Source organism: Brevibacillus brevis NBRC 100599 (assembly GCF_000010165.1).
Lineage (GTDB): Bacteria > Bacillota > Bacilli > Brevibacillales > Brevibacillaceae > Brevibacillus > Brevibacillus brevis_D.
This window is the reverse complement of the sequence record NC_012491.1, coordinates 233,643-248,829: the sequence shown is the minus strand read 5'-3', so window position 1 is coordinate 248,829 and position 15,187 is coordinate 233,643. Positions and strand designations below refer to the sequence as shown.

Sequence of the window (15,187 nt, the reverse complement as noted above, 5' to 3'; positions counted from 1 at the left end):
AGTTACACGCGGCGACGTTTTGGTGGACGGCAACCGTTGTGCGGAATTGGCGTCACGTCTTTAATCATGTTCACTTCAAGACCAGTTGCTTGCAGGGAACGGATCGCAGCTTCACGACCTGCACCTGGGCCTTTTACCGATACTTCAAGGGAACGCATGCCGTGTTCCATAGCAACGCGTGCAGCCGCTTCAGCAGCCATTTGCGCAGCAAATGGAGTGCTTTTACGGGAGCCTTTGAAGCCGAGGGAACCAGCACTGGACCAAGAGATCGCGTTACCGTGTGGATCCGTGATTGTGACGATCGTATTGTTGAAAGTAGAACGGATGTGTGCTACGCCGACTTCAACATTCTTACGGTCACGACGACGGGTACGTGTTGCTGTAGCTTGTTTTCTTTTCGCCATGTCAGATTACCCTCCTTTACTTCTTCTTGTTTGCTACTGTACGGCGTGGACCTTTACGCGTACGAGCATTTGTTTTAGAACGTTGACCGCGAACTGGAAGTCCACGACGATGGCGGATGCCACGGAAGCAACCGATTTCCATCAGACGCTTGATGTTGAGGGAGATCTCACGACGGAGGTCACCTTCTACCTTCACAGTTTTGTCGATGTACTCACGAAGTTTGTTCACTTCATCTTCTGTCAGATCGCGAACACGAGTGTTCATATCTACGCCAGTAGCGGACAGAATTTTTTGAGACGTGGGGCGGCCAATACCAAAAATGTAGGTAAGAGCAACTTCAACGCGTTTTTCGCGCGGCAAGTCTACGCCTGCAATACGTGCCATGTGTCAAAAGCACCTCCTTGTTTACCCTTGTTTTTGCTTATGCTTCGGATTTTCACAAATAACCATTACGTTACCTTTGCGACGGATAACCTTGCATTTCTCGCAGATCGGTTTAACCGAAGGTCTCACTTTCATGGTTCTTGCCTCCCTTTTCTAGGGGTTTTGCTTACTATTTATAGCGGTACGTAATACGTCCGCGGGTTAAGTCGTACGGCGACAGTTCAACAGTTACTTTATCCCCCGGCAGGATACGGATAAAGTGCATGCGGATTTTTCCTGAGACGTGAGCAAGGACTTTATGTCCATTCTCTAATTCTACTCGAAACATAGCATTTGGCAAAGGTTCGATTACCGTACCTTCCACCTCAATTACATCATCTTTTGCCATGGTAAACTCTCCTTTCTTCTGCTCTTCAGTCGGACCATGAGTTTTGCGAAATGATCACACAACGAACTTATCGTCGACACGTTGGACGACAATCCCGAATCGTTCGGAACTACCGTTTTTATGTCCGTGTAAAAATCTCATAGCCATCTTCCGTAATCGCGATGGTGTGTTCAAAATGAGCACAAGTTTTCCGATCCACTGTTACTACCGTCCAATTGTCCTCCAATGTGCGGACATAACGTTCGCCGGCATTTACCATTGGCTCAATTGCCAACACCATGCCTGGTTTTAACCGTGGTCCTCGATCAGGAGGGCCGTAGTTAGGAACCTGCGGATCTTCGTGCAAGTTTTGCCCGATCCCATGCCCCACATACTCGCGAACGAGTGTGAAGTCGGCAGCTTCTGCATGAACCTGAATCGCATGAGAGATATCGGATAAGCGTCCACCTGGAACAGCTTTTTCAAGCCCCTTGTACAACGACTCTTCCGTTACTCTGAGTAGCTTCTGGTTTTCTGTTGAAATCTTACCGACCGGATACGTCCAAGCGGAGTCGCCATGATAACCCTGAAACTGGGCACCAATGTCGATACTGATAATGTCTCCTTCTTGTAACGCCCGTTTACCTGGGATCCCGTGTACGAGTTCTTCATTGACTGAAGCACAGATACTTCCTGGAAAGCCACCATAGCCTTTAAACGATGGAATTGCTCCCATGCTTCGAATAAAGGTCTCGGCAATTTCGTCTAGCTGCTTCGTCGTGACACCAGGCTTGATCGCCTTGGCCAGTTCTTGATGGGTGAGTGCGACGATACGACCAGCTTCGCGCATAACCTCAAGTTCTGCTTTCGACTTTAGGATAATCATTCGCAATTACCCTCGCAACAAAGACTTAATTTCCGCAAACACTACCTGGATATCTTGTTCTCCATCGATATCTCGCAGAAGTTCCTGTGCGGAATAGTAGTCGATAAGTGGCTGTGTTTGAGCGATATTCACGTCAAGGCGTTGTGTTACCACTTCGATCTTGTCGTCTTCACGCTGATACAGCTTACCACCATCTTTATCACATACGCCAGCCTCTTTTGGAGGATTGAACATCGTGTGATAGCTAGCACCACAAACAGGGCAGATCCAGCGACCGGTCAGACGTTCAATCAATTGCTCGCGTTGAACGTTGATGTTAATTACATGGTCAATTTCGCGTCCCAGCTCTTTTACTGTAGCTGTCAACGCTTCCGCCTGAGGAACTGTGCGCGGAAAACCATCTAAGAGGAATCCCTTTGCGCAGTCATCCATCGAAAGGCGCTCCCGCACAATACCAATGACAACCTCGTCTGGGACGAGATGACCTTTATCCATGTAGGATTTTGCCTCTAGTCCGAGCGGCGTTTCGTTTTTGACCGCAGCTCGGAACATGTCGCCAGTCGAAATGTGCGGGATGTCAAACTCTTTTACGATACGTTCTGCCTGTGTCCCTTTACCGGCTCCAGGCAGTCCCATCAGAATTATATTCACGTCCATTCCCTCCGTCCCATCAAAAAAGCTACAGAAGCTTTTCTGTAAACATCTAAGTCATTACTTGATAAACCCTTGGTAGTGGCGTTTGATCATTTGACTTTCAATCTGCTTCATTGTATCCAAGCTTACCCCAACCACGATCAACAGCGATGTACCACCGATGTAAATGGATTGTGGCAAGTTTGCAAGACTACCGAAGAAGAATGGCAATATCGCAATAATCATCAAGAACAAAGCGCCCGCCAATGTTAACCGGTTTAATGTACGAGTAATGAATACCTCAGTGTTTTTACCAGGTCGGATACCAGGAATGTAACCGCCATTTTTTCTCATGTTTTCTGCCATTTGTACAGGGTTGATCTGTACGAATGTGTAGAAGTAGGTGAATCCGAGAATCAAGATAGCGTAAAGCGTCATTCCTAATGGTTTGTTGACTTGGAAGTTCTGATAAATCCAGTTAGCAAATCCTTGTCCAGATGCATCCACCCAGAACTGAGCAATCGTTGACGGGAACATTACCAGCGATACCGCAAAGATAACAGGAATAACACCAGCAGAGTTGATTTTCAGTGGAATGTGGGTAGATTGACCACCGTACATTTTGCGTCCAACCACTCGTTTCGCATATTGCACTGGAATCTTACGAAGGCCTTGCTGCATAAAGATAACCCCGACAATGATGGCGAGGATCACCAATAGGATAAGCAGAACTTTGACGACGCTGAAGAATACGTTTTGAGATGGGTCAGCGAACTGTGTTGTGTAAATCGTCGTAATCCCTTGCGGAATGTTAGCGACGATCCCACCAACGATCAGGATCGAAATCCCGTTACCGATACCCTTCTCCGTAATCTGTTCCCCCATCCACATCATGAATGCGGTCCCAGCTGTCAAAGTCAACGCAATGAGTGCATAGCTGCTAACCGACGTGTCGTTTAGTAAACCAGGCGCCATATTGTTGAATCCAATCGTCATCCCTACAGACTGAATCAAACCAAGGATAATTGTAGCGTAACGGGTAACGGTGGCAATCTTGCGACGACCAACTTCCCCTTCACGAGCCCATTGCGTAAGCTTAGGCACAACATCCATGGACATCAGCTGCATGATAATCGATGCCGTAATGTACGGCATGATACCCATGGCAAAAATCGAGAAGTTATGCAGTGCACCACCTGAGAAGGTGTTCAACAAGCCAAGTAATTGGTTTGTGTTCTGCTGAAACAACGCGACATTTACGTTAGGAACTGGCACATAGCTTCCGATCCGGAAAACAACCAGCATCATGAGCGTAAAAAGGATTTTGCGACGAAGGTCGCTAATTTTGAAAATGTTAGTTAAGGACGCTAACATTAGATCACCTCGGTTGTTCCACCGACTTGTGCGATCTTCTCAGCAGCAGCTCCGGAGAACTTGTGAGCTTTTACAGTCAGCTTCACAGTCAGTTCACCGTTAGCAAGAACCTTAACACCGTCGCGCAGCGCGCTGATAACACCAGTTTCTTTCAACAGCTCAGGTGTTACTACAGTGCCCTCTTCGAAACGGTTCAGCGCGTCCAAGCTAACAATCGCAAATTCTTTGCGGCTGATGTTAGTGAAACCACGCTTAGGCAGACGACGGTACAATGGGTTTTGACCACCCTCGAAACCTGGGCGTACGCCGCCACCGGAACGAGCGTTTTGACCTTTGTGACCTTTACCAGCAGTTTTGCCAGTACCGCTACCAATACCGCGACCGATACGCTTACGAGTGTGACGGGATCCTTCTGCAGGTTGCAGTTCATGCAATTTCATACGTTGCACCTCCTAACTAATTGAGATGTTCAATTAAGCTTCTACTTCTTTCACTTCTACCAAGTGCTTCACTTTGAAAACCATTCCACGAATTGCAGGATTATCTTCCTTCACTACAGTGGAGTTGATTTTGCGAAGACCCAGAGCTTTTACAGTGTCTTGCTGATCTACAGTACGACCGATCAGGCTGCGTTTGAGGGTGATTTGCAATTTTGCCATGTTCATTCCCTCCTTATTAACCCAACAACTCGTCAACAGTCTTACCGCGCAATTTCGCGACATCTTCCGCTGTTTTCAGACGACCGAGGCCTTCCAGCGTAGCGTTGACCATGTTGATAGGATTGTTGGAACCAAGAGACTTACTCAAGATATCGCCTACACCAGCCAGTTCGAGTACGGCACGAACAGGTCCACCAGCGATAACACCTGTACCAGGGGCAGCAGGCTTGATGAGAACCTTACCAGCGCCGAATTGGCACAGTACTTGGTGCGGAACAGTTGTTCCTCTCATCGGTACACGGATCAATTTTTTCTTAGCATCGTCAATCGCTTTGCGAATGGCGTCTGGAACTTCTTGAGCTTTACCCATACCAGCACCTACGTGGCCGTTACGGTCTCCCACAACAACCAAGGCGCTGAAGCTCATACGACGTCCACCTTTAACCGTTTTTGCAACACGGTTAACTGCGACTACTTTTTCTTCGAGCTCTAATTTGCTAGGGTCGATACGCATTCCTTACCCTCCTTGTTGTTAGAATTGCAGACCAGCTTCACGAGCTGCTTCTGCCAGTGCTTTAATACGTCCATGATAGATGTAACCACCGCGGTCAAAAATCACTTCAGTCGCACCTTTTTCTTGTGCACGCTTAGCGATCAGTGTGCCAACAGCTGTAGCAGCTTCCACGTTTGCGCCATTATTCAGGCCCAGCTCTTTATCCAAAGAAGATGCAGATACCAGTGTTACGCCAGTTGCATCGTCGATCAATTGAGCGTAGATGTGCTTAGAAGAACGGAATACGTTCAGACGTGGGCGAATGGTAGTACCAATCACACGTTTGCGGATTCGCAGGTGACGTTTTTTCCGAGCTTTGTTTTTATCAGCTTTCGTAAACATTAAGCGGCCTCCTTTCTCATGAAGCTAGAAGCTTATTTACCTTTTTTACCTTCTTTACGACGAACAACTTCATTGCTGTACTTGATACCTTTACCTTTGTATGGCTCAGGTTTACGCAGAGAACGGATTTCAGCAGCAATTTGGCCTACGCGCTCTTTGTTAATACCTTTTACCACCAAAGTGGTTTGGTTTGGTACATCAATTTCGATACCCTCTTCTGGAGTAACTTCCACTGGGTGGGAGAAACCAAGAGAGAGAGTAACACCGTTGCCGGACTTAGCAGCACGGTAACCTACACCGACCAGTTCCAGGGTACGAGTGAAGCCTTCAGATACGCCAGTTACCATGTTGGATACCAGCGCACGAGTCGTACCATGCAGGGAACGGTGAAGTTTGTTATCGCTTGGACGCTCAACGATTACTTCGTTTTCAGCGATGTTGATTTTGATATCTTCATGGAAGCTACGAACGAGTTGACCCTTAGGGCCTTTTACCGTCAGCTCAGTACCGTTCAGAGTGAGGGTAACGCCTGCAGGGACCACGATCGGTTTTCTACCGACACGAGACATGTGGTGCACCTCCTGTGCTATTTACAATCTGTTAATTACCAAATGTATGCGAGAACCTCTCCACCTACGTGAGCTTGACGAGCTTGCTTGTCAGTCATTACACCAGTGGATGTAGAGATGATCGCGCAACCGAGACCACCCAAAACCTTAGGTACTTCATTGTTCTTTGCATAAACACGAAGTCCTGGCTTGGAGATGCGTTTCAGACCTGTGATAACACGCTCGTTGCCTGCACCATATTTCAGGAATACGCGGATGATTCCTTGTTTGTTGTCTTCAACAAACTCCGCATCGCGGATGAAGCCTTCTTCTTTCAGAATGCGCGCGATTTCCTTCTTGATGGTGGACGCCGGGATTTCCACTTTCTCGTGGCGAACCATGTTGGCGTTACGAATTCGTGTCAACATATCTGCGATTGGATCAGTCATAACCATGAGAGAAAACCTCCTTCCCGTTTCAAATTACCAGCTTGCTTTTTTCACGCCTGGAATTTGACCTTTATAAGCAAGTTCACGGAAGCAAATACGGCAGAGTTTAAATTTGCGCAATACGGAGTGAGGACGTCCGCAACGCTCGCAACGTGTGTACGCGCGTACTGCAAACTTCGGCTCCCGCTGTTGCTTGATGATCATTGATTTCTTTGCCACATTCTTCCCTCCTTACGAGTGGGTTTATTTACGGAATGGCATACCCATTTGAGTCAGCAACTCACGAGCTTCCTCATCCGTTTTCGCGGAAGTAACAACAACGATGTCCATACCGCGAACTTTATCAATTTTATCGTACTCGATCTCAGGGAAGATCAGTTGTTCCTTCAGACCAAGTGTGTAGTTACCGCGTCCGTCAAAAGCCTTGGAAGAAATTCCACGGAAGTCACGAACACGTGGGAGAGATACGTTCATCAATTTGTCGAGGAAGTGGTACATACGCTCGCCGCGCAGAGTAACCTTCGCACCGATCGGCATACCTTCACGCAATTTGAAACCCGCGATGGATTTCTTAGCCTTTGTTACTACAGGCTTTTGACCAGCGATGATTTGCAGGTCTTCAATTGCAGTATCCAAGGACTTAGCGTTCGCTACCGCTTCGCCAACACCCATATTGATGATGATCTTTTCTACTTTCGGCACTTGCATGATGGAAGTGTAGTTGAACTTGCTCATCAAGCTAGGTACGATTTCGCTCGTATACTTTTCTTTCAATCTTGTTGCCATCTAGGATATCCTCCTTTCCAACCTGACTACTTGTCGAGTACTTCGCCAGACTTTTTCGCGTACCGAACTTTCTTGCCGTTATCCAAAACTTTGTAACCGATGCGAGTAGCTTTTCCGGACTTCGGATCGATCAAAGATACGTTGGATACGTGAATAGCTGCTTCTTGAGTCACAATGCCACCTTGCGGGTTAGCTTGGGACGGACGGCTATGTTTCTTCACGAGGTTGATACCTTCAACCAGAACGCGTTCTTTCTTTGGATAAGCAGCGAGAACGCGACCTTTTTTGCCTTTATCTTTGCCCGCATTTACGATAACAGTGTCGCCTTTTTTAACGTGCATCGCTTGGTGCACCTCCTATCGAACAAACTGCCTGAGTTTTGCCGTTCAATTAGATAACCTCTGGAGCCAGAGAGATGATCTTCATGAAATCCTTATCGCGGAGCTCACGAGCCACAGGTCCAAAGATACGAGTACCACGTGGGGATTGATCGTCTTTGATAACTACAGCTGCATTTTCATCGAAACGGATGTAAGAACCATCGTTACGACGAACGCCACTTACTGTGCGTACTACTACCGCTTTAACTACTTGACCTTTCTTGACAACGCCGCCGGGTGTAGCGGATTTTACGGAGCACACGATAACATCACCGATGTTCGCCGTTTTACGACCGGAACCACCCAGAACCTTGATGCACATGAGTTCCTTTGCACCGGAGTTGTCAGCAACAGCCAATCTCGTCTGAGTTTGGATCATTTACTGTTCCTCCTTTCGGAATTAATATCCGAAAATCTGACTTATACGATTACTGCCTCTTCGACGATACGTACCAAACGGAAACGCTTGTCTTTAGACAATGGACGAGTTTCCATGATTTCTACGATGTCGCCCACTTTTGCCGTGTTGTTCTCGTCGTGAGCCTTGAACTTTTTCGAGAATTTCATGCGTTTGCCGTACAAAGGATGTGTCTTGTAAGTTTCAACAAGAACAACAATGGTTTTATCCATTTTGTCGGAAACAACGCGACCTACAACTGTTCGACGCATATTGCGATCTGCGGTCATCGTTCAAACCTCCTTCCTATAATTAGCCGATTCCCAATTCTCTCTGGCGCAGGACGGTTTTCGCACGAGCAATATCCTTACGCACTTGTTTAATACGAGATGTGGTTTCGAGTTGACCCGTAGCCAGCTGGAAACGAAGGTTGAACAACTCTTCTTTCAAAGAAGTAACGTTTTGTTCGATCTCGGCAGTGGTCAAATTACGGTACTCATTAGCCTTCATGTGCGTCACCACCCACTTCTTCACGCTTCACGAACTTGCACTTGATTGGCAGTTTGTGCATAGCCAGACGCATAGCTTCGCGAGCGACTTCTTCAGGAACACCAGCAAGCTCGAACATGATCTTGCCTGGCTTCACTACCGCTACCCATTTCTCAGGAGAACCTTTACCGGAACCCATGCGGACTTCGAGCGGTTTTTGTGTTACTGGTTTATCTGGGAAAATTTTGATCCAAACTTTACCACCACGTTTGATGTAACGAGTCATCGCGATACGAGCTGCCTCGATCTGACGGTTAGTTACCCAAGATGGTTCCATTGCTTGCAATCCGTATTCACCGAACGCAACAGTAGTACCGCCTTTTGCGTTACCAGCCATTTTCCCGCGGTGTTGTTTACGGTGTTTCACGCGTTTTGGCGTCAACATGATTACTTGCCTCCTTCCTCAGTAGCGACGTTCTTTCTCGCTGGAAGGACTTCTCCACGATAGATCCACACTTTAACACCGATGCGACCATAAGTGGTATGTGCTTCAGCAGTACCGTAGTCGATGTCAGCGCGCAATGTGTGAAGTGGAACAGTACCTTCGCTGTAACCTTCAGAACGTGCGATGTCCGCGCCGCCAAGACGACCGCTTACCAAGGTTTTGATACCTTTAGCACCAGAGCGCAGCGTACGAGTGATCGATTGCTTTTGCGCACGGCGGAAAGAAATGCGGTTTTCTAATTGGCGTGCAATATTTTCAGCTACCAGAGTAGCATCCAGATCCGGACGTTTGATTTCGTTGATATTGATATGAACGCGTTTGCCAGTCAGATCAGTCAGGGTTTTGCGCAGAGTTTCAACCTCTGAACCACCTTTACCAATTACCATACCAGGCTTAGCGGTGTGAATCGTAACGTTCACGCGATTAGCTGCGCGTTCGATTTCGATCGTGGATACAGCAGCATCTTTCAGACGCCCTTTTACATACTTGCGGATTTTCAAGTCTTCGTGCAACAGAGTTGCGAAGTCCTTGTCAGCGTACCATTTGGACTCCCAGTCACGAATGACACCGATCCGAAGACCTACCGGGCTTACCTTTTGACCCACACGTAATCCCTCCTTATTTCTCGTTTAGTACCACTGTGATGTGGCTCGTGCGTTTATGGATGCGGCTAGCGCGACCCATAGCGCGCGGACGGAAACGCTTCAACGTAGGACCTTGGTCTACGAAGACTTTACCCACTACGAGGCTGTTTGGATCCATCTCATAGTTGTGCTCAGCGTTTGCAATAGCCGACTTCAGGAGTTTTTCAACAACTGGAGAAGCTGCCTTTGGCGTGTGTTTCAAGATCGCCAAAGCTTCACCTACTTGCTTGCCTCTGATCAAGTCTACCACCAGGCGAACTTTACGAGACGCGATGCGAATGTTGCGTGCAACTGCTTTTGCTTCCATCTTTGTACCTCCTCTCTGTCAAGAGAAAATTAGCGCTTCTTGGACTTCTTGTCGTTGTCGACGTGACCCTTGAAGGTACGAGTTGGTGCGAATTCACCCAATTTATGACCAACCATGTCTTCCGATACGTATACTGGTACATGTTTGCGGCCATCGTAAACTGCAAACGTGTGTCCTACGAAATCAGGGAAGATGGTGGAACGGCGAGACCAAGTTTTGATCACGCGTTTCTCGTTCTTTTCATTTTGCTCGTCAACTTTTTTCATCAAGTGGTCATCCACGAAAGGACCCTTTTTTAAACTACGTCCCATTAGTGAACCTCCCTTCGCCAAAGGCGTTCGGTTATAGTATCAGCCTACCTTACTTCTTGCGGCGGCGGATGATGTATTGGTCGGACTTGTTCTTCTTCTTACGAGTCTTGAGACCCAGGGTTGGTTTACCCCAAGGAGTAACAGGAGCCTTACGACCGATTGGAGCGCGACCTTCACCACCACCGTGTGGGTGATCGTTAGGGTTCATTACGCTACCGCGAACAGTTGGACGGATACCCAACCAGCGGGAACGTCCTGCTTTACCGATGTTCAGCAGTTCGTGATCCAGGTTACCTACTTGACCGATAGTAGCGCGGCATACGTTGTGGATGCGGCGAGTTTCACCGGAAGACAGGCGAACGATTACGAACTCACCATCACGACCAAGCAATTGAGCAGATGTACCAGCAGCGCGCACCAATTGGCCGCCTTTACCAGGTTTCAGCTCGATGTTGTGGATGGTAGTACCTACCGGGATTTTCTCCATTGGCAGTGCGTTACCGATTTTGATGTCGGCATCTGCTCCGGATACGATCTGGTCGCCCACTTTCAGGTTGTGTGGAGCGATAATGTAACGCTTTTCACCGTCTGCATAGTTGATCAGCGCGATGTTAGCGGAACGGTTTGGATCGTATTCAATGGTTGCTACGCGACCAATGATACCATCTTTGTTACGTTTGAAGTCGATAATACGGTATTTACGTTTATGACCGCCACCTTGATGACGAACGGTAATTCTACCTTGGTTGTTGCGACCAGCTTTTTTGCTGAGAGGCGCCAACAAGGATTTTTCGGGAGTCGACGTGGTGATCTCCTCGAAAGTAGAAACCGTCATTTGGCGACGACCAGGAGAAGTCGGTTTAAACTTTTTGATACCCATGTTAATACCCTCCTTTTCGGTAGTCGTCGAGGTTATACTCCCTCGTAGAAGGCCAATTCTTTGCTGTCATCAGTCAGCTTAACGATTGCTTTCTTCCACTCGGACGTGTAACCGGAGTATTTTCCGTAGCGTTTTGGTTTCGCAGGTACACGAACTGTGTTAACTGCTTCTACTTTTACGCCAAATACTTTTTCAACAGCTTGTTTGATTTCTGTTTTGTTAGCTTTGAGAGGTACTTCGAAAACGTACTTCTTCTCAGCCATCATATCAGTGGTGCGCTCGGTAATGACAGGGCGTTTAAGGACATCATGAAGGCTCTTCATTATGCGAGCACCTCCTCTACTTTCGCAACCGCTTCTCTCGTCACGATTACTTTGTCATGCGCTACCAGATCAAGAACGTTAATGCCTGCAGCATCTACGATTTTTGTACCTGGGATATTGCGGGAAGCGAGCGCTACGTTTTGGTCGTACTCGGAAGTAACGATCAGAACTTTGCGATCTACTTTCAAGCTGCTCAGAACAGCTGTCATTTCCTTAGTTTTTGGAGCTGCGAAGTTCAAAGCTTCCAATACCAGGAGTTCGTTGTTTTGTACTTTCGTGGAAAGTGCAGATTTCAGAGCCAAACGGCGAACTTTACGGTTCAGTTTGTAACCGTATTTGCGCGGAGTTGGACCGAATACAACACCGCCACCTTTCCATTGCGGAGAGCGAATGGAACCTTGGCGTGCACGACCTGTACCTTTTTGGCGCCATGGCTTGCGGCCACCACCACGTACTTCAGAACGGTTCTTTACATCATGTGTACCTTGGCGTTGGGATGCTTGTTGCATCACGATCGCATCGTACAGAACTGCGCTGTTAGGCTCAATACCAAATACGCTGTCTGCCAGATCGATTTCGCCAACTTGAGAACCGGTTTGGTTATAAAGAGCTACTTTCGGCATGTCAGTTCCTCCTTTCCTTACTAGTTCTTCTTGACTGCCGTGGATACCAGTACGCAGCTGTTTTTCGGACCAGGCACGGAGCCTTTTACGAGAACCAGGTTACGTTCTGTATCTACTTTAATTACTTCCAGGTTTTGAATGGTAACGTTGTCGCCACCCATTTGACCTGGCAGTGTTTGACCTTTAAATACGCGGTTCGGAGCTACAGCACCCATGGAACCTGGACCGCGATGGTAACGCGAACCGTGAGCCATAGGACCGCGGGATTGATTGTGACGTTTGATCGCACCTTGGAAACCTTTACCCTTGGATACGCCAGCTACGTCCACCATTTCTCCCTCGGCAAAAATGTCAGCCTTCAACTCTTGACCAACCTCGTAATCAGCGAGGTTAACTCCGCGAATTTCGCGAATGAAGCGCTTAGGAGCAGTGTTAGCTTTCGCTGCATGTCCTTTTTCCGGCTTGTTAGCGCGCTGTTCTTTTTTGTCTTCGAAGCCGATTTGAATCGCTTCATAACCGTCAGTCTCAACGTCTTTCTTCTGAAGAACTACGTTGGAACCAACCTCGATGACCGTTACAGCAGTCGCTGTTCCGTTTGGACCAAAAACTTGAGTCATACCAAGTTTTTTCCCTAAGATTCCTTTGGTCATTTGTGCCACCTCCTGTGCTTATTTCAGTAAAACGCTTTTTATGTTGTATCAAGTCCCCATCGATGCGCAGGGGTGCCATTTTAAGGGTTTGTTGCTTGGTGTAACACGCTTATCAAGACAACGTCTGCGCGTGTATCGCTTTTTGGGACCTTACAGTTTAATCTCGATATCCACACCAGATGGCAGATCCAGACGCATCAAAGCATCTACTGTTTGTGGTGTTGGGTTCAAGATGTCGATCAAACGTTTGTGTGTACGCATCTCGAATTGCTCACGAGAATCTTTGTACTTATGAACCGCACGCAGGATCGTGTAAACTGCTTTCTCCGTTGGGAGTGGAATTGGACCGGATACGTTAGCACCGGAACGCTTCGCAGTGTCCACAATTTTTTCTGCGGACTGATCCAGGATTTTGTGATCATAAGCCTTCAAACGAATACGAATCTTTTGCTTTGCCATTGAAGTCCCTCCTTTTTCGCCCATTTTTTAAACAGACATTTCTCCGTGGAAATATCCTGCACCCCGGTCATGGCAAAGGGGCCGGGTGTGTCAGCAACCTCCCACATCATCGCAAGTCCATGACCAACATTCAATATTGTACTAAAAAGATTTGGGCAACGCAAGTTTTTTCTTGGGTTTCCGTATATTTTTTTGTACATGGTGTGCCTACTGAATGGCTCACCTTGACCATCATACAGATTTCAAGGAAGAAAGGCAAGCGGGATTACCTGCCAACCTGCCAAGTCATCTATCTATAATAGAAGGAAGACGTTATACTTAGGATTGTAATCGTTATGAAATGGAGGTTTTCCTCAATGTCTGATGTGAATCAAACCCCTTATGAAATCATTGGCGGTGCAGATACTTTGACCCGTCTTGTCGATACCTTTTACGATCTGGTAAAACAGCATCCCGATATTAACGACCTCTTCCCTGAAGATTTAACCCACGTGAAGGAGCGTCAATATCAGTTTTTGACGCAGTTTCTCGGTGGTCCAAGCCTTTATTCGGACGCCCATGGTCATCCGATGCTGCGGGCACGACACATGCCTTTCCCCATTGGACCTGTACAGGCAGAGGCTTGGCTATCTTGTATGGATAAAGCCATGAACCTGACTGGACTAGAGGGCGAAATTCGGAAGCAAATCTTTGATCGCTTGCGTTTAACTGCTCACCATATGGTCAATAAGTGGGATCAATAAGAAAAAGCGTAGGACAATTTATCGTCCTACGCTTTTGTTGTTATATCAGAGGGTGCTGCTGCACAGGTAGCTTTCGGCCTTACCAAGCTACGTGATCCCAAGTATACACCGCCTACAATCATGCACAGTGCTAGTAGGTGTACGAGTTGAAGGCTTTCTCCCAGGAATATCGCCGCAAATACCAAACTGGCCATTGGCATTCCATTTAGGAATACAGCTGTTCGACTCGCCCCGAGCTGACGTATCCCATAATTCCAGCCGACTGAGCCGAGCGCAGTTGACAGCGCACCTGAAGCAAAAATCACAAGCCACTGGAAGGAGGAAACGTCCAAAGAAAAATAATAGGAAGCTGGTTGAACAGTCAATGCGACTCCCCACAAGAAGATGACCCCAAACGTTTGCGATAAAGCCGTAATTAAAAGTACCGGTACACCTCTTACGACCAACTTTCGAATGAGTAAACCACCCGTTACATACATGAGCATGGAGAAAAACATAATGGCATCTCCCCAGCCATTCATATGAAGGCCACCGTGCTGAGAGATGACGACAATCAACACTCCTGCAAACCCCATTCCAATGCCAAGCCCTTTTTTCAAAGACATGCCTTCCCCTAAGAATAGCATCGCCAAGAGAGCCGTTGCCAACGGATTTAATCCAAGAATAAGAGATGCATTTCCTGCTGTCGTGTATTGAACACCTGCTGCAAGCGTTATTTGATGAAGTGCGATAGAACTAGCACCGACTCCAGCTAACAAGAACCAATCCGTTTTGCTAAATCGCAAGCTCTTTCTGTATAAGAAGATGAGTGGTGATAAACAGATTCCACCAACAGTCATGCGTATAGCCGCGACATATAATGGAGGAAACGTGGTTAAATACTTGACCATGACGACATTCAAGCCCCACAGTGTGACAACACCCGCAAGCATAAGAAACAATAATCGCTCATTATTTTTCATCTCTACTATCCCCCATCCAATCCTGATGGTATTGTAGCATATTGCTACGAGAGGCAAATTGAATGATTTTGATGGGAGTTATTTAAAAGTTCGATAAATGCACATAAAAAAACCCGACAACCAAAGTT

General features: G+C 47.3%; 30 protein-coding genes. 1 reads left to right on the top strand and 29 read right to left on the bottom strand.

Translation table 11 applies throughout. The features are described from left to right. Positions 1-2: 2 nt before the first annotated feature. The 28 genes from rpsK to rpsJ all read right to left on the bottom strand — a co-directional run bounded on the left by rpsK (position 3) and on the right by rpsJ (position 13,354). Complete coding sequence (gene rpsK, locus BBR47_RS01480) at positions 3-404, bottom strand: 30S ribosomal protein S11 (protein WP_005828803.1); 402 nt, start codon at positions 402-404, stop codon at positions 3-5. A gap of 16 nt (positions 405-420) precedes the next feature. Then, positions 421-789, bottom strand: a complete 369-nt coding sequence (gene rpsM, locus BBR47_RS01475) for a 30S ribosomal protein S13 (protein WP_012683999.1) — start codon at positions 787-789, stop codon at positions 421-423. 21 nt (positions 790-810) lie between these two features. After that, on the bottom strand, positions 811-924 hold the full coding sequence (rpmJ, locus tag BBR47_RS01470) for a 50S ribosomal protein L36 (RefSeq protein ID WP_003333770.1): 114 nt from the start codon (positions 922-924) through the stop codon (positions 811-813). A gap of 34 nt (positions 925-958) precedes the next feature. Beyond that, entirely contained in the window at positions 959-1,177 is a 219-nt protein-coding gene (infA, locus tag BBR47_RS01465) for a translation initiation factor IF-1 (RefSeq protein WP_003333772.1), read from the bottom strand. Positions 1,178-1,295: 118 nt separating this feature from the next. After that, positions 1,296-2,042, bottom strand: a complete 747-nt coding sequence (gene map / locus BBR47_RS01460) for a type I methionyl aminopeptidase (RefSeq protein ID WP_012683998.1) — start codon at positions 2,040-2,042, stop codon at positions 1,296-1,298. Between the two features lie 6 nt (positions 2,043-2,048). Next, positions 2,049-2,693 carry an adenylate kinase gene (locus BBR47_RS01455; protein WP_012683997.1) on the bottom strand — a complete coding sequence of 215 codons (645 nt, stop codon included), beginning with the start codon at positions 2,691-2,693 and terminating at the stop codon, positions 2,049-2,051. Positions 2,694-2,753: 60 nt separating this feature from the next. Continuing rightward, a complete protein-coding gene (gene secY, locus BBR47_RS01450) occupies positions 2,754-4,049 on the bottom strand; it encodes a preprotein translocase subunit SecY (RefSeq protein ID WP_012683996.1) in 1,296 nt (431 codons plus the stop codon). Next, a complete protein-coding gene (gene rplO / locus BBR47_RS01445) occupies positions 4,049-4,489 on the bottom strand; it encodes a 50S ribosomal protein L15 (RefSeq protein ID WP_007716272.1) in 441 nt (146 codons plus the stop codon). Before rplO ends, secY begins: the two co-directional genes overlap by 1 nt. Before the next feature lie 33 nt (positions 4,490-4,522). Next, positions 4,523-4,708, bottom strand: a complete 186-nt coding sequence (gene rpmD / locus BBR47_RS01440; RefSeq protein ID WP_012683995.1) for a 50S ribosomal protein L30 — start codon at positions 4,706-4,708, stop codon at positions 4,523-4,525. Between the two features lie 16 nt (positions 4,709-4,724). Continuing rightward, the gene (gene rpsE, locus BBR47_RS01435; RefSeq protein WP_007716268.1) at positions 4,725-5,222 is read right to left on the bottom strand and encodes a 30S ribosomal protein S5; all 498 of its coding nucleotides are present in this window, start codon (positions 5,220-5,222) and stop codon (positions 4,725-4,727) included. An 18-nt stretch (positions 5,223-5,240) separates the two neighbouring features. After that, the gene (gene rplR / locus BBR47_RS01430) at positions 5,241-5,603 is read right to left on the bottom strand and encodes a 50S ribosomal protein L18 (RefSeq protein ID WP_012683994.1); all 363 of its coding nucleotides are present in this window, start codon (positions 5,601-5,603) and stop codon (positions 5,241-5,243) included. A 32-nt stretch (positions 5,604-5,635) separates the two neighbouring features. Beyond that, positions 5,636-6,172 (bottom strand): 50S ribosomal protein L6, encoded by a 537-nt coding sequence (gene rplF, locus BBR47_RS01425; RefSeq protein ID WP_012683993.1) that lies wholly within the window; start codon positions 6,170-6,172, stop codon positions 5,636-5,638. A gap of 35 nt (positions 6,173-6,207) precedes the next feature. Further along, a complete protein-coding gene (gene rpsH, locus BBR47_RS01420; RefSeq protein WP_012683992.1) occupies positions 6,208-6,606 on the bottom strand; it encodes a 30S ribosomal protein S8 in 399 nt (132 codons plus the stop codon). Between the two features lie 27 nt (positions 6,607-6,633). Then, positions 6,634-6,819 carry a type Z 30S ribosomal protein S14 gene (locus tag BBR47_RS01415; RefSeq protein ID WP_007716256.1) on the bottom strand — a complete coding sequence of 62 codons (186 nt, stop codon included), beginning with the start codon at positions 6,817-6,819 and terminating at the stop codon, positions 6,634-6,636. A 24-nt stretch (positions 6,820-6,843) separates the two neighbouring features. Continuing rightward, complete coding sequence (rplE, locus tag BBR47_RS01410) at positions 6,844-7,386, bottom strand: 50S ribosomal protein L5 (RefSeq protein WP_012683991.1); 543 nt, start codon at positions 7,384-7,386, stop codon at positions 6,844-6,846. A gap of 26 nt (positions 7,387-7,412) precedes the next feature. Beyond that, positions 7,413-7,727, bottom strand: a complete 315-nt coding sequence (rplX, locus tag BBR47_RS01405) for a 50S ribosomal protein L24 (protein WP_007716253.1) — start codon at positions 7,725-7,727, stop codon at positions 7,413-7,415. A gap of 49 nt (positions 7,728-7,776) precedes the next feature. Next, a complete protein-coding gene (gene rplN, locus BBR47_RS01400; RefSeq protein WP_012683990.1) occupies positions 7,777-8,145 on the bottom strand; it encodes a 50S ribosomal protein L14 in 369 nt (122 codons plus the stop codon). 41 nt (positions 8,146-8,186) lie between these two features. Beyond that, positions 8,187-8,453, bottom strand: a complete 267-nt coding sequence (rpsQ, locus tag BBR47_RS01395) for a 30S ribosomal protein S17 (protein ID WP_012683989.1) — start codon at positions 8,451-8,453, stop codon at positions 8,187-8,189. 22 nt (positions 8,454-8,475) lie between these two features. Further along, on the bottom strand, positions 8,476-8,673 hold the full coding sequence (gene rpmC / locus BBR47_RS01390) for a 50S ribosomal protein L29 (protein WP_012683988.1): 198 nt from the start codon (positions 8,671-8,673) through the stop codon (positions 8,476-8,478). Next, positions 8,663-9,097 carry a 50S ribosomal protein L16 gene (gene rplP, locus BBR47_RS01385; protein ID WP_007716249.1) on the bottom strand — a complete coding sequence of 145 codons (435 nt, stop codon included), beginning with the start codon at positions 9,095-9,097 and terminating at the stop codon, positions 8,663-8,665. The genes rpmC and rplP overlap by 11 nt, the downstream gene beginning before the upstream one ends. Positions 9,098-9,099: 2 nt before the next feature. Next, positions 9,100-9,762 carry a 30S ribosomal protein S3 gene (gene rpsC, locus BBR47_RS01380; protein ID WP_012683987.1) on the bottom strand — a complete coding sequence of 221 codons (663 nt, stop codon included), beginning with the start codon at positions 9,760-9,762 and terminating at the stop codon, positions 9,100-9,102. A 13-nt stretch (positions 9,763-9,775) separates the two neighbouring features. Further along, positions 9,776-10,108: a 50S ribosomal protein L22 gene (rplV, locus tag BBR47_RS01375; protein WP_012683986.1), complete on the bottom strand. Its 333-nt coding sequence runs from the start codon at positions 10,106-10,108 to the stop codon at positions 9,776-9,778. Between the two features lie 29 nt (positions 10,109-10,137). Beyond that, complete coding sequence (gene rpsS, locus BBR47_RS01370) at positions 10,138-10,419, bottom strand: 30S ribosomal protein S19 (RefSeq protein WP_007716246.1); 282 nt, start codon at positions 10,417-10,419, stop codon at positions 10,138-10,140. Between the two features lie 49 nt (positions 10,420-10,468). After that, positions 10,469-11,299, bottom strand: a complete 831-nt coding sequence (rplB, locus tag BBR47_RS01365; protein ID WP_012683985.1) for a 50S ribosomal protein L2 — start codon at positions 11,297-11,299, stop codon at positions 10,469-10,471. A gap of 32 nt (positions 11,300-11,331) precedes the next feature. Beyond that, positions 11,332-11,622 carry a 50S ribosomal protein L23 gene (gene rplW / locus BBR47_RS01360; protein WP_007716243.1) on the bottom strand — a complete coding sequence of 97 codons (291 nt, stop codon included), beginning with the start codon at positions 11,620-11,622 and terminating at the stop codon, positions 11,332-11,334. Further along, positions 11,622-12,245, bottom strand: coding sequence for a 50S ribosomal protein L4 (gene rplD, locus BBR47_RS01355; RefSeq protein WP_012683984.1), 624 nt, complete (start codon positions 12,243-12,245; stop codon positions 11,622-11,624). The genes rplW and rplD overlap by 1 nt, the downstream gene beginning before the upstream one ends. 20 nt (positions 12,246-12,265) lie before the next feature. Next, the gene (gene rplC / locus BBR47_RS01350; RefSeq protein ID WP_012683983.1) at positions 12,266-12,895 is read right to left on the bottom strand and encodes a 50S ribosomal protein L3; all 630 of its coding nucleotides are present in this window, start codon (positions 12,893-12,895) and stop codon (positions 12,266-12,268) included. A gap of 150 nt (positions 12,896-13,045) precedes the next feature. Further along, positions 13,046-13,354: a 30S ribosomal protein S10 gene (gene rpsJ, locus BBR47_RS01345; protein ID WP_005828858.1), complete on the bottom strand. Its 309-nt coding sequence runs from the start codon at positions 13,352-13,354 to the stop codon at positions 13,046-13,048. Between the two features lie 356 nt (positions 13,355-13,710). Here rpsJ and BBR47_RS01335 point away from each other — a divergent pair, with 356 nt between their 5' ends. Continuing rightward, the gene (locus BBR47_RS01335) at positions 13,711-14,097 is read left to right on the top strand and encodes a hemoglobin-like protein (RefSeq protein WP_012683982.1); all 387 of its coding nucleotides are present in this window, start codon (positions 13,711-13,713) and stop codon (positions 14,095-14,097) included. A gap of 26 nt (positions 14,098-14,123) precedes the next feature. Here the strand turns inward: BBR47_RS01335 and BBR47_RS01330 are convergent, their stop codons facing one another. Next, complete coding sequence (locus BBR47_RS01330; protein WP_012683981.1) at positions 14,124-15,059, bottom strand: DMT family transporter; 936 nt, start codon at positions 15,057-15,059, stop codon at positions 14,124-14,126. Positions 15,060-15,187: the final 128 nt, after the last annotated feature.

Coding starts and splice junctions, on each gene's coding strand:
- rpsK (WP_005828803.1), bottom strand. CDS start 404: ATGGCGAAAAGAAAACAAGCTACAGCAACACGTACCCGTCGTCGTGAC.
- rpsM (WP_012683999.1), bottom strand. CDS start 789: ATGGCACGTATTGCAGGCGTAGACTTGCCGCGCGAAAAACGCGTTGAA.
- rpmJ (WP_003333770.1), bottom strand. CDS start 924: ATGAAAGTGAGACCTTCGGTTAAACCGATCTGCGAGAAATGCAAGGTT.
- infA (WP_003333772.1), bottom strand. CDS start 1,177: ATGGCAAAAGATGATGTAATTGAGGTGGAAGGTACGGTAATCGAACCT.
- map (WP_012683998.1), bottom strand. CDS start 2,042: ATGATTATCCTAAAGTCGAAAGCAGAACTTGAGGTTATGCGCGAAGCT.
- secY (WP_012683996.1), bottom strand. CDS start 4,049: ATGTTAGCGTCCTTAACTAACATTTTCAAAATTAGCGACCTTCGTCGC.
- rplO (WP_007716272.1), bottom strand. CDS start 4,489: ATGAAATTGCATGAACTGCAACCTGCAGAAGGATCCCGTCACACTCGT.
- rpmD (WP_012683995.1), bottom strand. CDS start 4,708: ATGGCAAAATTGCAAATCACCCTCAAACGCAGCCTGATCGGTCGTACT.
- rpsE (WP_007716268.1), bottom strand. CDS start 5,222: ATGCGTATCGACCCTAGCAAATTAGAGCTCGAAGAAAAAGTAGTCGCA.
- rplR (WP_012683994.1), bottom strand. CDS start 5,603: ATGTTTACGAAAGCTGATAAAAACAAAGCTCGGAAAAAACGTCACCTG.
- rplF (WP_012683993.1), bottom strand. CDS start 6,172: ATGTCTCGTGTCGGTAGAAAACCGATCGTGGTCCCTGCAGGCGTTACC.
- rpsH (WP_012683992.1), bottom strand. CDS start 6,606: ATGGTTATGACTGATCCAATCGCAGATATGTTGACACGAATTCGTAAC.
- rplE (WP_012683991.1), bottom strand. CDS start 7,386: ATGGCAACAAGATTGAAAGAAAAGTATACGAGCGAAATCGTACCTAGC.
- rplX (WP_007716253.1), bottom strand. CDS start 7,727: ATGCACGTTAAAAAAGGCGACACTGTTATCGTAAATGCGGGCAAAGAT.
- rplN (WP_012683990.1), bottom strand. CDS start 8,145: ATGATCCAAACTCAGACGAGATTGGCTGTTGCTGACAACTCCGGTGCA.
- rpsQ (WP_012683989.1), bottom strand. CDS start 8,453: ATGACCGCAGATCGCAATATGCGTCGAACAGTTGTAGGTCGCGTTGTT.
- rpmC (WP_012683988.1), bottom strand. CDS start 8,673: ATGAAGGCTAATGAGTACCGTAATTTGACCACTGCCGAGATCGAACAA.
- rplP (WP_007716249.1), bottom strand. CDS start 9,097: ATGTTGACGCCAAAACGCGTGAAACACCGTAAACAACACCGCGGGAAA.
- rplV (WP_012683986.1), bottom strand. CDS start 10,108: ATGGAAGCAAAAGCAGTTGCACGCAACATTCGCATCGCGTCTCGTAAA.
- rpsS (WP_007716246.1), bottom strand. CDS start 10,419: ATGGGACGTAGTTTAAAAAAGGGTCCTTTCGTGGATGACCACTTGATG.
- rplB (WP_012683985.1), bottom strand. CDS start 11,299: ATGGGTATCAAAAAGTTTAAACCGACTTCTCCTGGTCGTCGCCAAATG.
- rplW (WP_007716243.1), bottom strand. CDS start 11,622: ATGAAGAGCCTTCATGATGTCCTTAAACGCCCTGTCATTACCGAGCGC.
- rplD (WP_012683984.1), bottom strand. CDS start 12,245: ATGCCGAAAGTAGCTCTTTATAACCAAACCGGTTCTCAAGTTGGCGAA.
- rplC (WP_012683983.1), bottom strand. CDS start 12,895: ATGACCAAAGGAATCTTAGGGAAAAAACTTGGTATGACTCAAGTTTTT.
- rpsJ (WP_005828858.1), bottom strand. CDS start 13,354: ATGGCAAAGCAAAAGATTCGTATTCGTTTGAAGGCTTATGATCACAAA.
- BBR47_RS01335 (WP_012683982.1), top strand. CDS start 13,711: ATGTCTGATGTGAATCAAACCCCTTATGAAATCATTGGCGGTGCAGAT.
- BBR47_RS01330 (WP_012683981.1), bottom strand. CDS start 15,059: ATGAAAAATAATGAGCGATTATTGTTTCTTATGCTTGCGGGTGTTGTC.